The organism is Gammaproteobacteria bacterium (genome assembly GCA_016716465.1).
Taxonomy (GTDB): Bacteria; Pseudomonadota; Gammaproteobacteria; order SZUA-140; family SZUA-140; genus JADJWH01.
In genome coordinates, this window is record JADJWH010000005.1 from 251,453 (window position 1) to 273,329 (window position 21,877).

Consider the following 21,877-nt stretch of genomic DNA (forward strand, 5'->3'; position numbering starts at 1 on the left):
CGCCCCGGCTAGCGGCCGCCGGAATCGCCAATGCGCTTGAAATGATCGATCATCTCCTTGAGCACGCGCTCGCCGGCCTCCTTGTTGCCGAACGGGCCGTGTGTTTTGCCACCGCGCAGGGAGAAGTACCAGCCGGCCTTGATCCCGGTTTGCGGTGAGGACTGGTAGAACACGCGGTCAGCATCGTAGTGCGGCTGCTCATGTGACCCATCCGTCTCTCCGTGCGGACCGTCCAGGCTCATGTCCTCGTAGTCGAGTTCTTCCACGTTGATGCCCGTATTCGCGGCGCCCGGGATGAACGAAGGCGTAGTGAACAGATCATCGATCCGCGCGGGATCGAAAGCGAACTGCGGTTCTTCGACCGATGATTTTTCCGGATGCGCGACAGCCTGCGTCAGCACGGCCGCCGACCTCGCGGTGTTCATCGTCACCGGCGCCGCGATGGCCTTGGGCGTGGCGGAGACGCGGCGCGGGACCTTCGCCTTCATCCGCGCCGTCTGCGATCTGACCGCGGGCGGCTGCTGCGCCGCGGCCGACTTCATTACATCGTCCAGCTCATTGAGCACGGATGCGGGCAAGGTGAAATCGTCTTTGTCCGTCGCATCGAGGGAGTGCATCGAAGCCGGGGCCGTCGATGAGATGGGTGCGCGGGCCTCGGTCTTCGCCTGGACCGTGGAATCCCTGGCCGCGAGACGCTCGATCTCGGCGCGCAGCAGGTGCAGATTCTGTTCGAGATTCGCATGCCGGGTCCCGAGGTCGTGCAGTTCCTTCTGCAGCGCGAGGATGAGGCTATCTTCCTGTCCGATCTTGCGGTCGAGTTCCTCATCGCGCAACACGTCCTGGTGGTGGGCCTGGCCGAGCTTCACATCGAGCCGGGCAATGGCCTCATGGAGGTCACCGATGCTGCGGCCGGTGCGCTCAACGAATTCCTCGTAGGCGGATTCGGGCGGGGCGGCGGGAACGGAGCTCGATTGCGATTGCCCCGTATGACGCGCAAGGCCGATCATGGCGCCGAGTTCGTGCTGGTGGATCCTGTTTCTGCGCAGATAGCGCCAGGTTCCGGCGATGAGCGCGCACAGCAGGAGCGTGATCACCCCGGCCAGCATGATGATGAGTGAGGGCTGCACGTTATTCATCCCCGTGAGTCAATGGTGCGGCGAGATCGGAATACTACGGCCCCGACCTGGGATCAGGGCCTATCTCTTTGAAACTCACATGGTTAGCGGCAGGTCGTCGGGAAAGTTGATCGCCGGGGAGGGAGGCTCAGCGCCCGCCGGTGTCGCCGCTGCGTTTGAATTTCTCGATCAGGCCCGCCAGCATGCGTTCGGCGAAGCCCTGGGTGTCGAACGGCCCGTAGACCAGGCCGCCCCGTACCGTGAAGCACCAGCCGCTGGAATTGGCGTCCAGGGCGTTGTGATAAAAGATGCGTTTGCTGCGAAAATACGCCCTGCCACCCGCCACCGCCTCGGTGCCGACCAGATTCATCTCCATATTTCCGTCCTCCCTGCGTCGGGAAATTGTGACGTCTGTCACAATCTTCTCTGTGCGGGTTAACGGCTTGATCGGGACGAAACCTTAACCCGATCATCGATCTGGCAGCCGGGGCGGGCGTCTGCCAATGCGGGATAACCCTATTTTATTAGTCAGATCAAAATGTTAATCATTGACAGGGTTTGCCCGATGCATAAAATAGATGAAACCTTCGGGTCGATTTCATAAAATTGTCGAGTATGACGCTATAGTTATGCCTCTATATATACGGATGTCCGTAGAGATAGAGCACGGCGCAGGACGCTGAACGACGATATTCAGGCAGTGGTGAGAGAATGAGCTATCCGCAAACGAATGCCGAGTTGATCCAGATGCTCCATGAGCATGATGTCAAACCTACTCAACAGCGCATGCAGATCGCGTCCGTTCTGTTCGCCCGACCGCAGCACCTCTCCGCCGATCAGGTGCTGGAACAGGTCAACAAGATGGAAGGCGCCTACGTGTCGAAGGCCACGGTGTACAACACGCTTGGCCTGTTCACCCGCAAGGGGCTGATTCGCGAAGTGATCATCAACTCGACGAAGGTATTCTACGACTCGACCACCCACCCCCACCACCACATCTACAACGTGGATACCGGTATGCTGATGGACCTCGATGCCGACGAGATCAACATCGAGGGGCTGCCCACGCCGCCGGCGGGGACGCGTATCGATGGGGTGGACGTCGTGGTCCGGGTGCGGCCGGCGAACTGACCCGATTTCCGCTGTCGTTGCGTGCGCGGCGCATGTGGACGCCGCGCTTGTCGCTCATGGATCGATCTTTTATACTGCCCCCGCCCTGAAGGGTTTTGTCTTTCCCGCACCACCAGTCCCACCCATGCCGGTGTAGCTCAGTCGGTAGAGCAACTGATTCGTAATCAGTAGGTCGGAGGTTCGATTCCTCTCGCCGGCACCAAGACGCTGCGCTCATTACCGGCCGGCGTTCGATCGGATTGATGATGTCCGCGCGTTCAGGTCCCCTGGGGTTGTGCATCGACCTTTTTATCAGAGGGAGCGCTGTGCACGAATTTCTTCGACAGCATCATCAGGAATGAACTGATCAATACGATCAACATCGCCGATCCCGTCAGGTATTGCGGCAGCGTGAAGGCCTCCTTGGCATAGATGAACAGCAGCACCGTGATGAGTCCCCGCGGGGCGAACCACAACAACACTTTCGTGCGCTCGCGCCCGACGATCAGACGCAACAGGACGATCCGCACCGCGTAGATGATTGCGAGTCCGATGACGGCGGCGAGCCAGGCCTTGATGGACAGGAAGTCGCGCGGGTCCGTCCAGTAACCGAGCAGGACGAAAAAGAAACCGCGCACGACGAAGGTCAGCTCCTGGACGAGGGTGCGAAACTCAGACAGGGTCAGGCTGTAATCCGCCGGCACCCAGTGGCTGAGTGGCTTGAAGCGCGTGATGATCGTCGGCTTGTTGAGCAGCAGTCCGAGGATCAGCACCATGATCAGTGGCGAGAAGTGCAGCAGCTCACCCAAAGAATACAGGGCAAAGAGACCGGCGAGCAGCGGGGTGAAGCGGATATGGCTGTCGGTGCGTAACAGCAGCAGCATCAACACGACCGCGCTGACGATCGAGAGCAGGATGGAGACCAGCCCTCCGCCGACGAGATTGAGCAGTATCCCGCCCACCGTTCCGTTCGAGCCGAGCAGCGCGAAGAACAGCAGCACGCCGAGAATATCGGAGATCGAGCTCTCATAGACGACGAATTCCTGATCGTTCTTGTTCAGGACGCCGCTGCCGGAAATCGCCACCGCGCTGCTGATGACCGCGAACGGCGTGGCGAGCAGCAGGGTCTGTACGAGATTCAGCGACAACACCGTGGCCGCGACGGGATAAATGAGCAGGATGCACAGCGTGATGCTCAGCACCCCCATGGCACTCGTCGTCGTCAGCACGCGAAGATGATCCTTGCGGAAGTCGATGTCGAGCGCGCCCTCGAGGACGATCAGGACGAGACCGATGGCGCCGACGATCGGGATCAGCGTGTTGATTCCTTCCGGATCGAATCCGTAGTAGCCGAGCACCGGCTTGGCGAGCAGGCCGCTCAACACGAGCACGATGACGGAGGGGATGCCGCGGTGGCGGCAGACCTGTTCGATGGCGAAGGCAAACAGCAGAAAGATCGATGCGGCGAAGATGGTCTGATAGGTCATGGAGATTTCAGCGTGGCGCGCGGGTCGCGATACGCCATTGTCTCACAGTCCGGTGTCCGGGGATCGTGTCGGGTGGAATCACGGGCAATGAGGAATGCGGGATGGAGTAACCGCGCCGCATACCGGGTGGCGCGCGTACGCGGCCCTCGGGCGGTCAGTTGGGGAGACCGGGCGGATCAGTTGATGCAGAGTTGCCGCGTGCGCGCCTTGGCGTCGTTACACTTGCCGGTGCTGGCGTCGTCACCGGAGCAATAGCGGGTGACATCGTCGATCGCCGCGCGGCAGCCCGACAGTTCGGCATTGGCCGCGGCGCTTTCGCCGGACTGTCCGGCGGCCGCCGGCTTCTGCATGGCGGCGGAGCCAGCGCAGCCGGCCAGGCAGGTCAGCAGGATGCCCAGCGCGAGGGCGGGTGCGATTGGTGAGGCGGTGAACATATATATAGAGGAAATGGCGCGTTTGGTCTTTTTCATGTTTGGCCTCCCCTGGAATGTCTCGCTATTGTGCAAGATTTCACCCGTGATGCAACCCGGCGCAGTCCTGGGGAGCGTCCACGCTAAAAACAGGCACTGATTTTGCAACGATATGCCCGCCATGATGAGATTCATGTCCAATATGCTGGGGGCGGGCCGCGCCGGACGGAAATCTGCCGAACTGGGGGCGGTGCTCGATCCGCAGCGTCTGGTGGAACTGATGCGGTGTTTTCCGATCGGCAGCAAATTCCGTTATTACCCCGAGTATCATAAGGAAATCACCTTCGAATCCATCATCATCGCCTACGGCATCAACAGCCATTTCGTCTATACGCAGCGCGATATCCGCGTTGAAAACGCGCGCGGCGCGCCGGTGTTCGTGCTGGAAGATGACGTGAAGGATCGCACGATCGGCCAGGTACACCACTTCAGCCTGCTGATACCGGATGTCTCCGTCGGGGATACGCGGGACTATCGCCGTCAGTCGGGCAATTCGCAGGATGGTCGATTCCGTCGCGGCGATATTTTGACGTTGATGTCGATTTTCAACGAGAAGGGCATCCCGCACGTCAATACCATGGTGCGCAAGCGTGTCCTGATGCGGGAGGGGTATTACGCCAACCACGGCGTAATCCAGCTCGAGGTGCTGCTCGATACCCTGAATCACATCGACCAGCGACAGCAGCGACGGGTCAAGACTTCCATCCCGGCGACCATGCAGTTTTCCGAGGATTCGCCGCATTATCCCTGCACGCTGGTCGATTTCACCGAGACCGCCCTGCGTGTACGCCTGGATGAGTCGGGCGAGACGGGCGTCGTGCCGCTGATCGAGCGGCGCACCATGATCGTCAGCCTGGATCTGCCGGCCCAGTCACGCCGTTTCGTGCTCACCGGCAAGGTGCTGCGGCGCGACACCGGCCATTTCGTCATCGCGCTGAACGGAAAGTTGAAGGACGGTCAGGTACGCGATTTCGAGCTGATAGACGCCTTCGATCTCAAGGCCACCTTGCTGCAACATCCCGCCACCCTGGCCTGAACAGGCGCCGGCGGAGATCGTCCGCCACGATTTCACCGCCGATTTACGGTATCTTGATGGATGGTATTTGGAGCCGGTGGATACGGAATGAAGTTTTCCCTCAGCGATGGCTGGCTGGTGCCCGCACGGCGCATCCTGTCTCCCAACCGGGACGAGCGACCCGCCGGCTGCGGGATCGACCTGCTGGTGGTGCATGGCATCAGTCTGCCACCGCGCGAATACGGCGACGCCCGCTGGATCGATGCCCTGTTTACCAACACGCTGGATCCGCGCGCGCATCCGTATTTCAGCGACATCCACGACAGGCGCGTGTCGGCGCATGTGCTGATCGGACGTGACGGCTTCGTGACGCAGTACGTGCCATTCGAGCAGCGTGCCTGGCATGCCGGACTGTCCTCGTTTCAGGGTCGGGCAGCGTGCAACGATTTTTCCATCGGCATCGAGCTCGAGGGCTCGGACGACGATCCCTATGAGGATATTCAATATGAACAACTCGCTGCGATCGTACGCGTATTGATGCGTCATTATCCAGGAATCAAACGAGAGCATATCGTCGGGCACAGCGACATCGCGCCCGGGCGCAAGACCGACCCCGGCCCCCATTTCGACTGGAATCGGTTGTATACTTTGCTCGATCACGCAGACCGGAGACCGGCCTAGAGCCCTGTCATGAACCTGATCGCCATGCTTATCACCCTGGGGACGGAAAGCCTGTGGAAATCCTTCCGCGGCGTGCGCCCGTACCAGTGGCTGGTCGATTACACCGCCTGGCTGTGGCAGCGCGTCGGCAGTGAGCGCTGGTTTGGCCGTCCCGCCGGCGTGGTGCTGGCGCTCGCCCCCGGCGTGCTCGTCGTCGGATTGATTCAGCTCGCGCTCGCGAGCGGTGAGGGCTTCATTGCCTGGCTGATCAAGCTGGCATTCGCGGTGGCGATGCTGATCGTCAGCATCGGGGTACGTAGCATCGAGCCTGATCTTGGGGAATACCGGCGCGCGCTCGAACGCGATGACGTCGACGCGGCCTACCTGCATGTGCGCGAGCTGTTGCGCGAAGGTCCGCCGGCGAACCCCGGCGAAATGAACCGCACGCTGATCGAGGTGATGCTGATCCGAAATAACGAGCGCCTGCTCGCGATCCTGTTCTGGTTTGCATTGATCGGACCGGTCGGCGCCGTTCTCTATCGTTCGATCTGCCAGCTCAAGGGCATACGGCAGAGCGGCAACGTGATGAGTCCGGACTTCCTCGACTCCGTGCTGCGGATACACGCCGTGCTGGACTGGATCCCCGCGCGCATCACCGCCCTTTGCTACGCCATCATCGGCAGTTTCGTCGAGGCGATGCAGCAGTGGCGTGTCGCGGGGCAGAACTGGAACGCCGACCTCTATAACGGCAACCGCCTTGTGCTGATCAACAGCGGATTGGGTGCGCTGCGCCTGGTCAATCTCGAGGCGGGGCGCGAGAACACGGCCTTGCGCGACGACATCATCGATGCCGAGGCGCTGATCAACCGCACCGTGATCGTCTGGCTTACCGCCTTCGCCCTGCTGACCATCGCCGGCTGGCTGAGTTGACGCGGCGATGGCGGTCATCGATCTGATCCGGCACGGTGAACCGGAAGGGGGGCGGCGCTACCGCGGCGCGACCGATGATCCGCTGACCGCGGCGGGATGGCGCCAGATGGAGGCCGCCGTCGCCGGGCTTTCCTGGCAGCGCATCTATTCCTCGCCGCTGGTGCGCTGCGCGGATTTCGCCCGCAGGCTCGGTGAGCGCCTGGCGGTTCCGGTGCACGAGGACGCACGCCTGCAGGAGCTCGGCTATGGCGTATGGGAAGGGCTGACGCCGGAAGAGATCCGTCGGCAGGATCCCGGTCAGTTGACGCGTTTTTTCAACGATCCGCTCGCGTACCAGCCTGCCGGCGCCGAACCGCTCGCGGACTTCCAGCGCCGCGTGCTCGCGGGCTGGGCCGATATCCTGCGGCGCAGCGCCGACGAGCGGGCGCTGCTGGTCGCGCATGCGGGCACCTTGCGCGCCGTGCTCGGTCATGTCCTCGGCATGCCCTTGCAGAACATGTTCCGGATCAATATCGCTTATGCGGCGCGGATTCGCATCCGCAGCGAAGGCGATCGCCCGCCCGCGCTGGTCATCGAAGGAGTGGAATGATGAGACGGACTCTGCTGATCCCTGGTCTGATGCTGGCGCTGGCATGCGGCGCGGCACAGGCCGTCACGGTGCCGGACGACCGCGGCCGTGAACTGACCCTGGAGCGGCCCGCCGCGCGTATCGTCAGCCTGGCGCCGAATCTGACCGAGCTGTTGTTCGAGGCCGGCGCGGGTGAGAAGCTCATCGGTGCGGTGGCCTACAGCGATTTCCCCGACGCGGCGCAGCGCATACCGCGCATCGGCGAGGCCTCGCGGCTGAATATCGAGGAGATCCTGGATCTGAAGCCCGATCTGGTCGTCGCGTGGAAGACGGGCAACAATCGCGAGGACTACGAGAAGCTGGAACGACTGGGGCTCAAGGTGTATGTGCTCGAACCCGACAGGATCGCGCGCATCCCGAACATCATCGAGGACCTGGGCCGGCTCACGGGGACTGAGACGGTCGCGGATGCCGCCGCCGATACCTTTCGCGTCAGGTATGCCGACCTGCAGCGGCGCTATGCCGGGCGTACGCCCGTGCGGGTGTTCTACCAGATCTGGGAGCGGCCGCTGATGACCATCAACGGCGCGCACTTCATCAGCGACGTGCTGCGTCAGTGCGGGGGTGAGAACATCTTCGCCTCGCTGCCCCTGCTCGCGCCGACCGTGGATATCGAGGCCGTGATCGCCAGCGACCCGCAGGCGATACTGATCAATGCCTCGGCCGGCGACCCGGACAACTGGCGCCGCTGGCCGACCGTCACGGCGGCGCGTCTGGGCAATCTCTTCACCATCCACGACGACCTGATCTCGCGCCCGACCTCGCGCCTGCTCGACGGTATGGAACAGCTGTGCGACATCCTCAACACCGCCCGCATCCGCCTCGGCGCGGACGCGCGGCAATGATCACATGTGATTAAGTGTGGGGACAGATTTTAAATCTGTCCCCATTCCCCGCCGAAAATCTGTCCCCGTAACAGCTTGTAAGCGACAGCCCTACGAATCCGACTTGATGCGCGGCGAGCGCCAGTAGGTCTCGCGACCGTTGCCGAGCCGTGTCAGCACGCGCGCGATGACGAACAACAGGTCGGACAGCCGGTTCAGATACGCGAGGATATGCTCGTTGACCGGCTGGATGCGGCTGAGGGCGTAGACATGCCGTTCCGCCCGCCGGCAGACGGCGCGCGCGAGGTGACAGCGCGCCGAGGTCTCGTTTCCACCCGGCAGGATGAATTCGCGCAGCGGCGTCAGTGTCGCGTTGTACATCTCGAGCTGCTTTTCCAGACCGGTGACCGGCTTGGCCTTGAAGGTGCTGGTGCCGGGCAGGCTGAGTTCCCCGCCGATGTCGAACAGCGTCTGCTGGATCTCGGTCAGGCTGTGGTGCAGGTCCTTCGGCATCTCCTGGCTGTTGAGCAGCAGGCCGATCATGCTGTTCAGCTCGTCGATGTCGCCGATGGCCTCGATGCGGGGGTGGTCCTTGCCGACCTGCGTGCCATCGCCGAGGCCGGTGGTGCCCTTGTCACCCTTGCGGGTGAATATCCTGGAGAGACGGTGTCCCATGGTGCGCTGCCTGTGGTGAACGGATGTCTATTGTACCCGTTCGCCTGGCCGCTTCGATATGCCGGCGCCGGCGGGCGGGGTCAGACCCGCGTGTCGAGCAGGCGATAGCGCACCGGCAGGAGCATGTCCAGGCCGCCGTCCAGCGTGCCGCCCGGGAGGGGCAGCGCATGTGCGCGCGACAGGCTGTCGATCGCGGCATTGTCGAGCACCCGATGGCCGGAGCTGTTGACCACGTGTATGCCGGTCAGGCGACCGTCGATTTCCACCCGCAGGGCCAGCGTCACATCACCTTCCCAGCCCTTGCGGCGGGCGAGCGCGGGGTAATAGAAATGGATGGAGAAGGCCTCCTCGAGCGTGGCCATGATCTGGCTGCCGGTGTAGGTGGCGGTACGCGCGGGTTCCGTCGGACTTGATGAGGCCTCCGTGTCGGTCGCGCGATCCGCGCTTGTCGGGGCAGGCGCGGCAGCTGCCAGGGAGGTGTCCGTCGGGGTCTCCGTGGTGGCGGGTGCCGGTACCGCAGGGAACGGGGCGGCCGAAGATTCCGGCCGTGGAGCGGGGCTTTCGGTCCCTGCCGCCGTCGATGGCACGAGGGCGTGCCGGTCTCCCCCAGTTGACGGCGATGGCGAGCGGGCGGCGAGTGGGGACATCGCCGGCGAGACCAGGGTGACCTGGAGCGGCCCCGGATGCAATGGGGGGGATGGCGGCGGCGATCGCCACACCAGTGCGAACGCGCCCGCGTGCAGGGCGAGCGAGGCCGCGACGGCGAGCCAGCGATTGCCGCCGCCGTGTCTCATTCGGCCGCCTGCCAGGCCAGTTGCAGGAAGTACGCGCGCTCGGCGGTGTTATACCCGTCGGCGATCACATAGTCCTTGTCGAACAGGTTTTCCACCCGTCCGCGCAGCGTCCATTCCGCGCCCAGGCGCGCGGTGGCGGTCAGGTTCACCAGGCCGTAGCCGCCCATCACGGTATCGGTAAAGTCGGAGTCCTTGCGTTCGTCCGTCAGCAGCAGGTCGGCGCCCAGTTGATACGATCCGATATCGCGGGTGACGGACGACGTCAGGCTGTGGCGTGCGCGGCGTGGCAGCGGATCACCGGTGATATTGTTCTCCGGATCCTGCGCGATCGCCTCGATTCGGGCCCGCCAGTATTCCCCGGTGACGCGGTAGCCGGCTTCGACGCCTCGGATCCTGGCCTCGCCGATGTTGATCGTCTGCGAGGTGCCGAAGTCAAATTCGATCAGATCCTCGATGTCATTCTGGAAGGCGCTCAGCGTCACGGCCTGGCGCGGCGTCAACGCATGATGCAGGCCGAGCTCAAGGTTGCGCGCCTCCTCCGGATCCAGGTCGGGATTGCCGCCGAAGCCGAAGCGGTCGGTGCCGTCCGGGGCGCGGAACGCCGTGCCCGCGGCCGCGGTCAGGCGCGTCGCGTCGGACAGGCTGAAGCCGTATTCCACGTCCCAGGTGGTATTGCCACCGAAGGTTTCGTGGTCGGTATGGCGCGCGGCGAACAGCCAGCGGTGCCGGCCGGCTTCGATCGCATCCTGCAGGTAGATCGCGTTGACGTCGGTGGTCTCGTCAAACAGGCTGCCGAAGCTGAGCGCGCGGACGTCCTCCTGCGAGAGCAGGATGCCGGCGGTCAGCAACTGCGCTGCGCCGAGCTGGATATCGTTCTGCCAGTCGAGTGTCGTGCGTTCGGTATGCGCGTAGTCGTCGCTCTGGTTCTGGTCGATCTCGTCGATCGCCCGCCCCAGTTGCAGGTGGCTCGCCCAGCCGGAGACGGGTTCCGCGCGGAGATTCAGCGCGGTGACGGCGTTTTTGTAGTCTTGGTCGATGGGGGTGAGAAAGAAGTCGAGGTATTCGATCGTGCCGGCGGCCTGGAAATGGCTCAGTTCCGCATCGACCGCGCCCACGCGCGTGCCGGCGAACACCTTGACGTTGGTATTGTCGTATCCGCTTTCGATATCGGAATCGGCGCGCGGGGCGTAGCCGTCGCTGTCGAGGCGCGCGGCATCGACGCCGAGCCGGCGGTCGCCATCGCGGTAGGACGCGGCGCCGGCCAGCTCGCGTGTGCCGAAGCTACCCGCGCCGACGGTCGCTTCGAGACGGCCGCCTTCCGGAGCGTCGCGGGTGATGATGTTGATGACACCGCCGATGGCATCCGAACCGTACAGCGCCGAACGCGGGCCCTTCACGATCTCGATGCGCTCGATCAGGGCCGGATTCAGGTTGTTTATCGCGGCGCCGCCGATGGTGCCGGGGTTCATCCGCACGCCGTCGATCAGCACCAGCGTGTGGTTGCTGTCGGTACCGCGCAGGAACAGCGAGGTGGGCTGACCGGGGCCGCCGTTGCGGCCGATGTCCAGGCCGGCGTGGAAGCGCAGCAGGTCGGCGACGTCCTTCGCCTGGCTGCGTTCAATCTCGTCGCGCGTGATGACGATCACCGGCGCGAGCGCCTCGTCGGCGATCTGTGCCGTGCGCGTCGCGGAGACAATCACCGGCGGGGCCTGCTCGGCGGCGTTGATGACGGTGGATGACAGGCAGGCGAACAGCCCGCCGCTCAGACAGAACAAGGATATTTTCACGTGACACTCCCGGCTTTCGCGCACACCCGCGCGCGGATTATCGTTGTCGACCGGCAGTGCGTGGCTGGCTTACGGGCAGGAGGGATGGAGACCTGACCATGCCGCCCGCCGCGACACTGCATCGCTTCGTTCGGGCCGGTCTCCGGGCTCGCAAGCGGATCTCCCGATCCCGGGCTGACGCCTTCCCGTGCTTGCGCACAGTGGCCTGATGTCAGCCCTTGTCTTGCTTACCGTTGCGGGGGCAGCATCGGAATTGTCGTGGACACAAAGGTCCGGACGCACCGATTTCCCGTTTCATCCCGAGTGCGAAACGCCGTCGGGACACCTGAACGAGCCCCAAAGATACAAGAGTCGTCGCGAAAGGGCAAACAGTTCGAAAATTTGAGCATCAATAACCGATGCTTGAGGATTGTAGTTGAAATGACCGTCCAGCGTGGTGGAGATGAATTAGATGACTCGTGTTTCTGAACGCAAAGACTTCAGGAGATATAGTGTACAGGGGGGATTGATCGGGTCAGGGAGTATTTCGATCCAGGGCGGTTCTTCCGGCCCAGTCGCGCGCGAATTGCCAGGCAACGCGGCCGCTGCGCGAACCCCTGGCGAGGGCATAGCGCAACGCCTCGCGGCGGATGTCCTCGGGATCATCCTGCGGGGCGCCGAGCTGTTTCAGCCAACTGAAGCAGATGTCGAGATAATGGTCCTGGCTGAAGGGGTAGAACGACAGCCATAACCCGAAACGCTCCGACAGCGAGATCTTCTCCTCCACCGCCTCGCCGTGATGGATCTCGCCACCGCGCAGGCGCGCCTCCTCGTTTTCTCCCATGTATTCCGGCAGCAGATGGCGGCGGTTCGAGGTTGCATAGACCAGCAGATTGTCCGTCGCGCCGGCGAGAGATCCGTCGAGCACGGCCTTGAGCGCCTTGTAACTCGAGTCGTCCGCCTCGAAGGAAAGGTCGTCGCAAAACAGGATGAAGCGTTCGGGGCGGCCGTGAACCAAGTCGACGATGTCCGGGAGATCGGCCAGGTGCGCCGCCTCAACCTCGATCACGCGCAATCCGCGGCCGGCGTATTCGGTAAGCAGCGCCTTGATGAGAGAGGATTTCCCTGTGCCGCGCGAGCCCCAGAGCAGTACATTGTTCGCAGGCAGACCGGCGAGAAACTGGCGCGTATTGCGATCGATCTCGGCCTTTTGATCGTCAATATTGTGCAGGTCGTCGAGCCGGACGCGGTGTGGGTGCCTGACTGTCTCCAGGTATCCTTTTCCAAGACCATGACGCCAGCGGAATGCCATGGCGCTTTCCCAGGTGGTCTCTCTGACATCCAACGACAGCAAGTGCTCGATCCTTTCCAGGAGCCGTTCGGCGCGGGCGAGGACCTGTTCGGATTTGTCCATCCACATCTCTCAAACGTTTGTTAAGAGAGATTATGATATCAGAGCGAAGTGAACTGAACCGAGACGAGATCCAAAGGATATTGGATGATCCGAGCTTGGTGATGAGTCGAAAAAATGACCAGGATTGCGCGCGTTACCCGCGGCAATCCTGTCACAGGGAAAAGAGTTATTCAGTTTTCTGGCTGATGGTCGTCAGAACGCGAAGCTGAACCCGGCCGAGAAGGCGTTCGGTGTATCGCCGTCCGTGGTGGCAACCTTGTCACCGTGCCCGCCATCGACTCCGCTGTACCGGGCGTTTTGCTCGTTGTCGGTCATGCCAAAGGCGGCGTAGATCTGTGTCTGCGCATCGAGCTGACGCGTGACGCCCAGTCCAAGCCTGAATGCCCCGGAATCTCCCTGATCGTCGTTGCTGTCGGCGATCAGAACCTGGGCGGCGTAGGTATAGGTCCCGACATTGTACGTACCGTTCACGCCAAAGACGTTGCGATCCAGGGTGGGGATGTCGTCGGCACTGATGGTTTCGAAGATCAGGCCGAGCCGGCCGGCGCGGGTGACCTGATGGCTGGCCGCGAACCGGATACCGTTGACATCGCTGTTGCCCCCGGTGGTTTGGAGATTGGACCAGTCCTCATACGCCAGCGATACTTGCAGCAGGCCGAGGGTATACCAGACAGCGGCACTGAACAGGTCGTTGTCATTGTCATCCACGTTATTACTGTCATTGTCCTGCGCATCGGTCGCGTACATGGCTTGCACTTCCAGCCCCTGGAAGGTGTTTGTGTACAGCAGCGCATTGCGGGCGCGCTGATTCATCACGTCACCGTCGACGGCGCTCGCGCCGAGGATCGCGCGGCTGTCGCCCACTGTCGTGCCGAGCACATCCCAGCGTGTGCCGACGGTCTTGTACGGCGTATCGTAGTAACCGAACAATACGGTGCCGAACCTGCTGCCGTGGAAGCCGGCGTAGGTGTTGCGGGTGGCGAACTCACCGCCGCCTTCATCGGTGCGGTATTCCTGCTCCAGTTGCCAGACCAGGGAAAGCTGGGGATTGATGTCGTGCTGTCCCTTCAGGCCCAGATGGCTTTCATTGCTGGACAGGCTCAGGTTGCTCGAATCACCGGGGCTGTCGGTATCGCTCAGGTCGAGAGACAGATCGATCTGTCCGTAGGCCTCCAGCGCGGGACCCGCCAGGGGCACGCTGGCGTAGGCGTGGCCCGACAGGGCGAGTGCGGCGCCGGAAACGAAGGTCGCGCCGATGGCGTTCATGAGACGTGTGTTCATCAAAAGTCATCCCTCCAGTTGACGTTGCCGGCATTATAACGGCGCGGTGCCCGGAACTGAACCTCATCATCTTTCTGATTGCACTAATAATTAAACGACCGGGTCCGTGTCCTGGGAGCGGCTTCGAAGTGCTTTCAGGCCATGGCGACGCGCATCATCGCATCTTGGTGCGACCCTGTATTTGATCGAGACTTCATGATCACTATTGGTGCATTAATTTATCCTTCTTCACATTTATAGTGCATGAAATTGGCCTGTCAGACTGGAAAATAAACAATATGTGACTGTTATTTAATTAAAATTTAATAATGGTGCAATTCTTGCTGCCAAAACCCCATTTTGATGCGCAGCATGTTCAGAGGAGAGCACCATGGAGAGTTTGCAGGCCGGTAATGATGTCCTGTTTCTGTTGATGGGCGCTGTCATGGTGCTCGCCATGCACGCCGGGTTCGCATTCCTGGAGGTCGGGACCGTACGACGCAAGAATCAGGTCAACGCGCTGGTGAAGATCATCAGCGATTTTTCCGTTTCCACCGTCGCGTATTTCTTCATCGGTTACGGCATTGCCTATGGCATCGATTTCATGCAGGGGGCGGCAGCCCTGAATGAGAAAAACGGCTATGACCTGGTGAAGTTCTTCTTCCTGCTGACCTTTGCCGCCGCCATCCCGGCGATCATCTCCGGGGGCATCGCCGAGCGGGCACGGTTCTACCCGCAGCTGGCCGCGAGCTTCCTGCTCGTCGCCCTGATCTATCCGCTGTTCGAAGGCATCAGCTGGAACGGTTTATTCGGCGTCCAGGACTGGCTGGAGGCTCAGTTCGGTGCCCGGTTCCACGATTTTGCCGGTTCCATCGTGGTGCATGCGATGGGGGGCTGGCTCGGTCTGGCCGCCGTGCTGGTGCTGGGCGCGCGGCGTGGGCGCTATGGAAAGGACGGGACCATGAGCGCGCACCCGCCATCCAGCATTCCGTTTCTGGCGCTGGGCGCCTGGATCCTGTCCGTGGGCTGGTTCGGATTCAATGTCATGTCCGCGCAAAGCGTGCAGGCGGTGAGCGGGCTCGTTGCCATCAACTCCCTGATGGCGATGATCGGGGGCGTGCTGGCGGCGCTCGTCATGGGCCGCAATGACCCGGGCTTTGTGCATAACGGCCCACTCGCCGGCCTGGTGGCGGTGTGTGCCGGATCGGACGTGATGCATCCCGTCGGGGCGCTGCTGACCGGAACGGTCGCGGGGGCGCTGTTCGTCTGGACTTTCACGCTGACGCAGAACCGCTGGCGCATCGACGACGTCCTGGGAGTCTGGCCCTTGCACGGCCTGTGCGGGGCCTGGGGAGGCATCGCCGCCGGCATATTCGGGCAGGCCGCGCTCGGCGGTGCCGGCGGGGTTGCCTTCATGTCCCAATTGGCCGGCACCGGCCTCGGCATCGCGATTGCCTTGGTCGGCGGGATGACGGTCTATGGTGGCCTGAAGCTCCTGGTCGGCATCCGGCTGAGCCCCGAGGAAGAATATCAGGGGGCGGATCTCAGTATTCACAAGATCAGGTCAGAATCTCCATATAATGAATGAGTTAAGTTCGTGTCGCGGGGTCGTTCGCGGCGCCTGTCACATTACTTCAGTGGAAAAGCGGGCGACAACGTAGTAGCTTTAGAAGTCCGTTGGCAAGTGCTATTCGGGAGTATGGGACGCAAGCTATATATAAAGACCTTCGGCTGTCAGATGAACGAATATGATTCCGCCCGCATGGCAGACGTGCTGGCGGAGTCTCACGGACTGGAACTCACCTGCCGCCCGGAAGAGGCGGATGTCCTGTTGTTGAATACCTGTTCCGTGCGCGACAAGGCGCAGGAGAAGGTATTTTCCGAGTTGGGCCGCTGGCGCGAGTGGAAAGGCCAGCGCCCCGGGCGGATCCTCGGCGTCGGGGGATGCGTCGCCAGCCAGGAGGGCGCGGCCCTCCATCAGCGGACGCCCTATGTCGACCTCATCTTCGGCCCGCAGACCCTGCACCGCCTGCCGCAGCTGCTTGAGTCGGCGCGCGCCCGCAGCGGTCCGGTCGTGGACATCTCCTTCCCGGAAATCGAGAAATTCGATCGCCTGCCGCAGCCCTCGGCGTCCGGCCCGGGTGTTTTTGTCTCCATCATGGAAGGCTGCAGCAAGTACTGCACCTTTTGCGTCGTGCCCTACACGCGTGGCGAGGAAGTCAGCCGCCCGTTCGAGGACGTGCTCGCCGAGGTGGCGCTGCATGCCGGGCGCGGCGCGCGTGAGGTGACCCTGCTCGGCCAGAACGTCAATGCCTACCGCGGCGTGATGGCGGACGGCGCCGAGGCGGATCTCGCGCTGTTGATCCACTACGTCGCGGCGATCGAAGGGATCGAGCGCATCCGTTTCACCACCTCGCATCCGCTCGAGTTCAACGCCAGCCTGATCCAGGTCTACGCCGAGATCCCCAAACTGGCCGACCACGTGCATCTGCCGGTGCAGAGCGGATCGGACCGCGTCCTCGCCCTGATGAAGCGCGGGCATACCGCGCTCGAGTACCGTTCGATCGTGCGCCGGCTGCGCGCCGCGCGCCCCGGTATCAGCATCTCCTCGGATTTCATTGTCGGCTTTCCGGGCGAGACGGAGTCCGACTTCGCGGCGACGCTGGAACTCATCGAGGCGGTGCGCTTTGACCATTCCTACAGCTTCATCTACAGCCCGCGTCCGGGGACGCCGGCGGCGGGCTATGCCGACGACGTGCCGCCGGAGGTGAAGCAGGAGCGGTTGCGGCGTCTGCAGGACCGGATCGGCGAGTTCGCCGCCGCCTACCGCGCGGAGATGGTCGGCAGCGTGCAGCGCGTGCTGGTCGAGGGCCGTTCGCGCCGTTCCGAGCGACAGCTGTCCGGCAAGACTTCCAACAACAATACGGTCAACTTCACCGGCCCGGCGGAACTGATCGGCGGCATGGCCGATGTGCTGATCACCGCGGATGCCGGCAGCTCGCTACGCGGCGAACTCATGGCATCGCACACATCCGCGGCGCCAGGACAGACCACGGTCAACTGGAACTGAATTGACAAAACGCAACCCTGATATGGACCCTGCACTCGCGAGATCCGCGAGCGTCCACCCCCAGTCCAGCGATCTGGTGCTGGAGCCCGCCGACAACCAGCGCCTGGCCCGGCTGTGCGGCCAGCTCGACGAGCATATCAAGCAGATCGAGCGCGGCCTCGGGGTGGAGATCAGCAACCGCGGCAACATGTTCCGTATCACGGGTCCGGCGACCTCCGCGCAGGCGGCGCGCCGCCTGCTGAAGCAGCTCTATGACGAGACCGCGAAGGCGCCGCCGCTGACACCGGCGCGGGTCCATCTGTTGCTGCAGTCGGTCGATGCCGAGCCCGCGGTAGGCGAGTCTTCCGCGCAGACGCAGGATATCACCACCCGTAACGCCTACATCACGCCGCGGGGAACGAACCAGCGCCGTTACGTGGAGAACGTGCGCAGCTTCGACATCAATTTCGGCGTCGGGCCCGCGGGGACGGGCAAGACGTATCTGGCCGTCGCCTGCGCCGTGGAGGCGCTTGAGCGTGAAGAGGTACGTCGCATCCTGCTGGTGCGGCCGGCGGTGGAAGCGGGTGAACGGCTCGGATTCCTGCCGGGCGACATGGCGCAGAAGGTCGATCCCTATCTGCGGCCGCTGTACGACGCCTTGTACGAGATGCTCGGTTTCGAGCGCGTCTCCAAGCTGATCGAGCGCAACGTGATCGAGGTCGCGCCGCTGGCCTTCATGCGCGGACGTACGTTGAACGAGTCCTTCATTATCCTGGACGAGGCCCAGAATACCACCGTGGAGCAGATGAAAATGTTCCTGACCCGTATCGGTTTCGGTTCGACCGTGGTGGTGACCGGTGACGTGACCCAGATCGATCTGCCGCGCGAGCGCGTATCGGGTCTGCGTCACGCGATCGAGGTGCTGCGGGATGTCGAGGGCATCAGTTTCGTGTTCTTCCAGGCGCGGGACGTGGTGCGCCACCCCCTGGTGCAGAGCATCGTCGCGGCCTATGACCGCGCCGAGGGCGGGCGGAGTGGCGGCTAGATCCGGAGCGGAGGCCGTGGCCCTGGAGCTGGACGTGCAGTACGCGACGGGATCGCTGGCCGGACTGCCGGCCCGGCGCAGCATCGAATCCTGGGTGCGGGCGGCGCTGGCCGGACGCCGGCGCGGCGCGCAACTGGCGGTGCGCATCGTCGCGGAAGCGGAGGGGCGTGCGCTCAACGAACGTTACCGGCGCCGCGCGGGACCGACCAATGTGCTGTCGTTTCCGTTCGAGCCTTCGGGACGGATGCGGCCACCGCCGCTGGGCGATATCGTGCTGTGCGCGCCGGTGGTGCAGCGTGAGGCGGCCGAGCAGGGCAAACCGGCGCGCGCGCACTGGGCGCACCTGGTCGTGCACGGCGTGCTGCATCTGCTGGGACACGATCACGAGAATTCACGCGAGGCGGAGCACATGGAAGAACTGGAACGCAAGATACTCGCCCGGCTGGGGTATCCCGATCCGTATGCGTCAGAACGGGCGGCGATGCGGCAAAATTCAAAACGACAGGCATTGACCAATGAACGAAGTTGATTCGGGTTCCGAAACGGCCCCCCGCTCCTGGCTGGACAAGATCAGCAGGGCGTTGACCGGTGAGCCACGCAGTCTGCAGGACCTGATCGAGGTCCTGCGCGACGCGCAGCAGCGCGGCTTGCTGGACGTCGACGCGCTGGCGATGATCGAAGGGGTGCTGCAGGTGTCCGAGATGCGCGTGCGCGACATCATGATCCCGCGTGCCCAGATGGTGGTGGTCGAGCGCGACGCGACCCTGCAGCAGATCCTGCCGATCATCACCGAGTCGGCGCATTCGCGCTTTCCGGTCATCGGCGAAAGCAAGGATGAGGTGGTCGGCATCCTGCTGGCGAAGGACCTGCTGCCCTATCTGATCGGTGGCCGCGAGCATGAGTTTAACGTGCGCGACATCCTGCGTCCGGCGGTATTCATCCCCGAGAGCAAGCGTCTGAACATGCTGCTGAAGGAATTCCGGTCGGCGCGCAACCATATCGCTCTGGTCGTCGACGAGTACGGCGGTATTGACGGCCTGGTCACCATCGAGGACGTGCTGGAGCAGATCGTCGGCGAGATCGTCGACGAGCATGACATCGACGACAACCTCTACATCATGAAGCACAGCGAGAAGCGCTACACCGTAAAGGCCCTCACGCCGATCGGTGACTTCAACGAGTACTTCAACACCCAATTCAGCGACGAGGATTACGACACCATCGGCGGGCTCGTGATGCGCGAATTCGGTCGCCTGCCCCGGCGCGGAGAGGTGCGCGACATCGGTTCGTTCCGCTTCAAGGTGCTCCATGCGGACAGCCGCAGGATCCATCTGCTGCAGTTGACGCTGGTCGACCTCGAGGCCGGCGAGACCGGTGCCGGTGTGTCCGCGGCGGAACCTCCGCGCTGACCGCCCCCGCTTGATGATCCTGGCGTCCCGCTGGCGGGGCAGTCTCCTGGCGCTGGTTGCCGGCGCGCTACTGCCCCTCGCGTTTTCCCCCTTCGATCTCCCTCTGCTGGCCCCGGCATGCGCCGCCCTGCTGTTCGCCTCCTGGCGCGGGGCGGAGCCGCGTCAGGCCTTGGGGCGCGGTTACCTGTCCGGTCTCGCCCTGTTCGGCCTCGGCGTGAACTGGGTGTACGTCAGCATGCACGATTTCGGCGGCATGAGCGCGGCGATGTCCGTGGCCGTGACCGCCCTGCTCGTTGCGGTGCTGGCGGTGTTTCCCGCGCTCGCCGCGTATCTGTCCGTGCGCCTGTCGCGCCCGCGGGGTCGTGAGTCGCGGGTGGCGATCCTGCTGATATATCCGACAGTATGGACCCTCTTCGAATGGGTCCGCGGCTGGTTTCTGACCGGATTCCCTTGGCTGAACCTCGGCTACAGCCAGATCGATGGGCCGCTGGCGGGGCTCGCGCCGCTGATCGGGGTCTATGGCCTCTCGCTGGCCGTCGCGCTGAGTGGCGCCGTGCTGCTGGCCCTGTTCGAGCGCCGCGTGTCCACCGCTTTCCGCGCGGTTTGCCTGGCCGCGCTGGCCGGCCTCTGGCTGGGCGCGGTGTTTGCCGGCACGCTCGAATGGACCGAGCCGGAGGGCCGACCCCTGCGCGTGAGCCTGGTGCAGGGCAATGTGTCACAGGATATGAAGTGGCAGCCGGGAATGATGGAGCCGACCGTCGCCCTGTATCGTGAATTATCGCGCGCCCACTGGGACAGCGACCTGATCGTCTGGCCGGAGACCGCGATGCCGATGTACTACCTGCAGGCCGAGCCCTACCTGGACGAACTGGGCGAGGAGGCGCGCGCGCACGGGTCCGAGTTGCTGGTCGGGCTGATCTACCTGGATCCCGCCTCCGGCAATTACTACAACAGCATGGTCAGCGTGGGCGGAGAGTCCGCGTCCCGCCAGGTGTATCACAAGCACCATCTGGTGCCGTTCACCGAGTATCTGCCGTTCAACGCGGTGCTGGGCGGCTTGGTGGATCTGCTCGACGTCCCGATGTCCGACTTCAGCGCCGGTCCCGCGCGGCAGGCCCCGTTCGAGGTGGCGGGACAGCAGGTCGGGATGTCGATCTGTTATGAGGACGCCTTCGGCGAGGAGATGATCCGCATGCTGCCGCGCGCCACGCTGCTGGTCAACGTCAGCAACGACGCCTGGTTCGGCCGTTCCGTGGCGCCCTTCCAGCACCTCCAGATTGCGCGCATGCGCGCGCTCGAGACCGGCCGGCCGCTGCTGCGGTCCACCAATACCGGCATCTCGGCGCTCATCGGATATCGCGGCGAACTGCTCGCCACCTCTCCCCAGTTCGAGGTTCATGTCCTGAGCGGCGAAGTGCAGCCGCGGCAGGGCTCGACACCCTATGTGCGGATGGGGAATGCGGCCTTTCTGGCGCTTGCCGGCGCGATGCTGCTGGCGGGTATGATGGCGGCGGGACGCCGGCGCTGAATAAATTCGGGGGCAGACTTCAGTCTCTCCCCCTTTCTGTGCGCGGATAGTTAAGTGGCTAGGGCCGAGCAACGCGAAGCCCGGCGTTTCCGATGCCATCCATGCCGGGCTTCACTTCGTTCAACCTGATCTACCGGGCTATACTGCACGGCGCAGGTTCACGCCTCGCCGTCCGCGGCCCGCATAAACGTTGTGCCACGGCAGCGGGGGCACGGCGGGATATGGCTGGTGGCGTGGAAATGCAGTTCCTCGCCGCAGGCGGCGCACCGCAGCGTGCCGATGCCGGTGATCTCGCCGGTATGGTACTCGGAGGCGAGGCGCGCCTGTCGCTCCAGGGCGAGCAGGCCCAGCCGGGTCTGGTCGGCGACGCCGGCGAACAGTTCCAGCAGGCGTGATTCGATCAGGCCGACGTCGAATCTGAACCAGTCGATCAGTTCGCGATTCTCCGGGCGGTTGAGGTAGTCGGCGGCGTGCTCGATATCGCGCTGGATGAAGGCGCCGATCTTCACGGCCTCCTCGCGTGTCAGCTCGTTGAGCTCGATCATCTTCAGCTCGGCGGCGTCGATCAGGTGCCGCAACGCGGGCCGCGCATGTTTCCCCGCCTGATCGCCCAGGTGCCTGATGTGTTCCAGCATGCGGTCATACGCATGGATGTGGCGTTCGTCGCCGCCGTGTCTGCCACTGTCGCTCATGGGCCG

22 protein-coding genes, 1 tRNA gene and 1 riboswitch are annotated in these 21,877 nt (G+C 63.4%); of the genes, 13 read left to right on the forward strand and 10 right to left on the reverse strand.

From position 1 onward, the window contains the following. Positions 1-8 precede the first annotated feature (8 nt). Complete coding sequence (locus IPM20_12030) at positions 9-1,127, reverse strand: hypothetical protein (GenBank protein ID MBK9132349.1); 1,119 nt, start codon at positions 1,125-1,127, stop codon at positions 9-11. Between the two features lie 136 nt (positions 1,128-1,263). Further along, the gene (locus IPM20_12035) at positions 1,264-1,491 is read right to left on the reverse strand and encodes a hypothetical protein (GenBank protein ID MBK9132350.1); all 228 of its coding nucleotides are present in this window, start codon (positions 1,489-1,491) and stop codon (positions 1,264-1,266) included. Positions 1,492-1,826: 335 nt separating this feature from the next. On the opposite strand from IPM20_12035, the gene IPM20_12040 reads away from it, so the two are divergent. Then, positions 1,827-2,246, forward strand: a complete 420-nt coding sequence (locus IPM20_12040; GenBank protein ID MBK9132351.1) for a transcriptional repressor — start codon at positions 1,827-1,829, stop codon at positions 2,244-2,246. A gap of 126 nt (positions 2,247-2,372) precedes the next feature. Further along, positions 2,373-2,448, forward strand: a tRNA-Thr gene (locus IPM20_12045). 55 nt (positions 2,449-2,503) lie between these two features. On the opposite strand, the gene IPM20_12050 is transcribed toward IPM20_12045, so the two are convergent. Then, positions 2,504-3,712 carry a sodium:proton antiporter gene (locus tag IPM20_12050; GenBank protein MBK9132352.1) on the reverse strand — a complete coding sequence of 403 codons (1,209 nt, stop codon included), beginning with the start codon at positions 3,710-3,712 and terminating at the stop codon, positions 2,504-2,506. Between the two features lie 176 nt (positions 3,713-3,888). Then, entirely contained in the window at positions 3,889-4,182 is a 294-nt protein-coding gene (locus IPM20_12055; GenBank protein ID MBK9132353.1) for a hypothetical protein, read from the reverse strand. A 133-nt stretch (positions 4,183-4,315) separates the two neighbouring features. Here IPM20_12055 and IPM20_12060 point away from each other — a divergent pair, with 133 nt between their 5' ends. The 5 genes from IPM20_12060 (at position 4,316) to IPM20_12080 (ending at position 8,260) form a co-directional block, all read left to right on the forward strand. Further along, the gene (locus IPM20_12060; GenBank protein MBK9132354.1) at positions 4,316-5,218 is read left to right on the forward strand and encodes a hypothetical protein; all 903 of its coding nucleotides are present in this window, start codon (positions 4,316-4,318) and stop codon (positions 5,216-5,218) included. 87 nt (positions 5,219-5,305) lie between these two features. Next, positions 5,306-5,878 carry a 1,6-anhydro-N-acetylmuramyl-L-alanine amidase AmpD gene (gene ampD, locus IPM20_12065; GenBank protein ID MBK9132355.1) on the forward strand — a complete coding sequence of 191 codons (573 nt, stop codon included), beginning with the start codon at positions 5,306-5,308 and terminating at the stop codon, positions 5,876-5,878. A gap of 9 nt (positions 5,879-5,887) precedes the next feature. Further along, the gene (ampE, locus tag IPM20_12070; GenBank protein MBK9132356.1) at positions 5,888-6,787 is read left to right on the forward strand and encodes a regulatory signaling modulator protein AmpE; all 900 of its coding nucleotides are present in this window, start codon (positions 5,888-5,890) and stop codon (positions 6,785-6,787) included. 7 nt (positions 6,788-6,794) lie between these two features. Beyond that, a complete protein-coding gene (locus tag IPM20_12075) occupies positions 6,795-7,376 on the forward strand; it encodes an alpha-ribazole phosphatase family protein (GenBank protein ID MBK9132357.1) in 582 nt (193 codons plus the stop codon). Further along, positions 7,376-8,260 (forward strand): cobalamin-binding protein, encoded by an 885-nt coding sequence (locus IPM20_12080; protein MBK9132358.1) that lies wholly within the window; start codon positions 7,376-7,378, stop codon positions 8,258-8,260. The genes IPM20_12075 and IPM20_12080 overlap by 1 nt, the downstream gene beginning before the upstream one ends. 90 nt (positions 8,261-8,350) lie before the next feature. Here the strand turns inward: IPM20_12080 and IPM20_12085 are convergent, their stop codons facing one another. The 5 genes from IPM20_12085 to IPM20_12105 form a co-directional block, all read right to left on the reverse strand. Beyond that, positions 8,351-8,914: a cob(I)yrinic acid a,c-diamide adenosyltransferase gene (locus tag IPM20_12085; GenBank protein ID MBK9132359.1), complete on the reverse strand. Its 564-nt coding sequence runs from the start codon at positions 8,912-8,914 to the stop codon at positions 8,351-8,353. An 80-nt stretch (positions 8,915-8,994) separates the two neighbouring features. After that, positions 8,995-9,708: an energy transducer TonB gene (locus IPM20_12090; protein ID MBK9132360.1), complete on the reverse strand. Its 714-nt coding sequence runs from the start codon at positions 9,706-9,708 to the stop codon at positions 8,995-8,997. Further along, a complete protein-coding gene (locus IPM20_12095) occupies positions 9,705-11,495 on the reverse strand; it encodes a TonB-dependent receptor (GenBank protein ID MBK9132361.1) in 1,791 nt (596 codons plus the stop codon). Before IPM20_12095 ends, IPM20_12090 begins: the two co-directional genes overlap by 4 nt. A 115-nt stretch (positions 11,496-11,610) precedes the next feature. Beyond that, positions 11,611-11,839, reverse strand: a riboswitch (cobalamin riboswitch). A 170-nt stretch (positions 11,840-12,009) separates the two neighbouring features. Further along, positions 12,010-12,888 (reverse strand): ATP-binding protein, encoded by an 879-nt coding sequence (locus IPM20_12100; protein ID MBK9132362.1) that lies wholly within the window; start codon positions 12,886-12,888, stop codon positions 12,010-12,012. A gap of 192 nt (positions 12,889-13,080) precedes the next feature. Continuing rightward, positions 13,081-14,169, reverse strand: a complete 1,089-nt coding sequence (locus IPM20_12105) for a porin (GenBank protein MBK9132363.1) — start codon at positions 14,167-14,169, stop codon at positions 13,081-13,083. Positions 14,170-14,539: 370 nt separating this feature from the next. Here IPM20_12105 and IPM20_12110 point away from each other — a divergent pair, with 370 nt between their 5' ends. The 6 genes from IPM20_12110 to lnt all read left to right on the forward strand — a co-directional run bounded on the left by IPM20_12110 (position 14,540) and on the right by lnt (position 21,179). Next, positions 14,540-15,736, forward strand: coding sequence for an ammonium transporter (locus IPM20_12110; protein MBK9132364.1), 1,197 nt, complete (start codon positions 14,540-14,542; stop codon positions 15,734-15,736). Between the two features lie 111 nt (positions 15,737-15,847). After that, on the forward strand, positions 15,848-17,218 hold the full coding sequence (gene miaB, locus IPM20_12115; GenBank protein MBK9132365.1) for a tRNA (N6-isopentenyl adenosine(37)-C2)-methylthiotransferase MiaB: 1,371 nt from the start codon (positions 15,848-15,850) through the stop codon (positions 17,216-17,218). A 22-nt stretch (positions 17,219-17,240) separates the two neighbouring features. Beyond that, positions 17,241-18,242: a PhoH family protein gene (locus IPM20_12120; GenBank protein ID MBK9132366.1), complete on the forward strand. Its 1,002-nt coding sequence runs from the start codon at positions 17,241-17,243 to the stop codon at positions 18,240-18,242. After that, positions 18,208-18,771, forward strand: coding sequence for an rRNA maturation RNase YbeY (gene ybeY, locus IPM20_12125; GenBank protein MBK9132367.1), 564 nt, complete (start codon positions 18,208-18,210; stop codon positions 18,769-18,771). Before IPM20_12120 ends, ybeY begins: the two co-directional genes overlap by 35 nt. Next, the gene (locus IPM20_12130; protein MBK9132368.1) at positions 18,758-19,651 is read left to right on the forward strand and encodes a CBS domain-containing protein; all 894 of its coding nucleotides are present in this window, start codon (positions 18,758-18,760) and stop codon (positions 19,649-19,651) included. Before ybeY ends, IPM20_12130 begins: the two co-directional genes overlap by 14 nt. A gap of 13 nt (positions 19,652-19,664) precedes the next feature. Continuing rightward, positions 19,665-21,179 (forward strand): apolipoprotein N-acyltransferase, encoded by a 1,515-nt coding sequence (gene lnt, locus IPM20_12135; GenBank protein MBK9132369.1) that lies wholly within the window; start codon positions 19,665-19,667, stop codon positions 21,177-21,179. Between the two features lie 158 nt (positions 21,180-21,337). Here lnt and IPM20_12140 read toward each other — a convergent pair whose 3' ends face one another. Next, complete coding sequence (locus IPM20_12140; protein MBK9132370.1) at positions 21,338-21,871, reverse strand: zinc ribbon-containing protein; 534 nt, start codon at positions 21,869-21,871, stop codon at positions 21,338-21,340. Positions 21,872-21,877 lie beyond the last annotated feature (6 nt).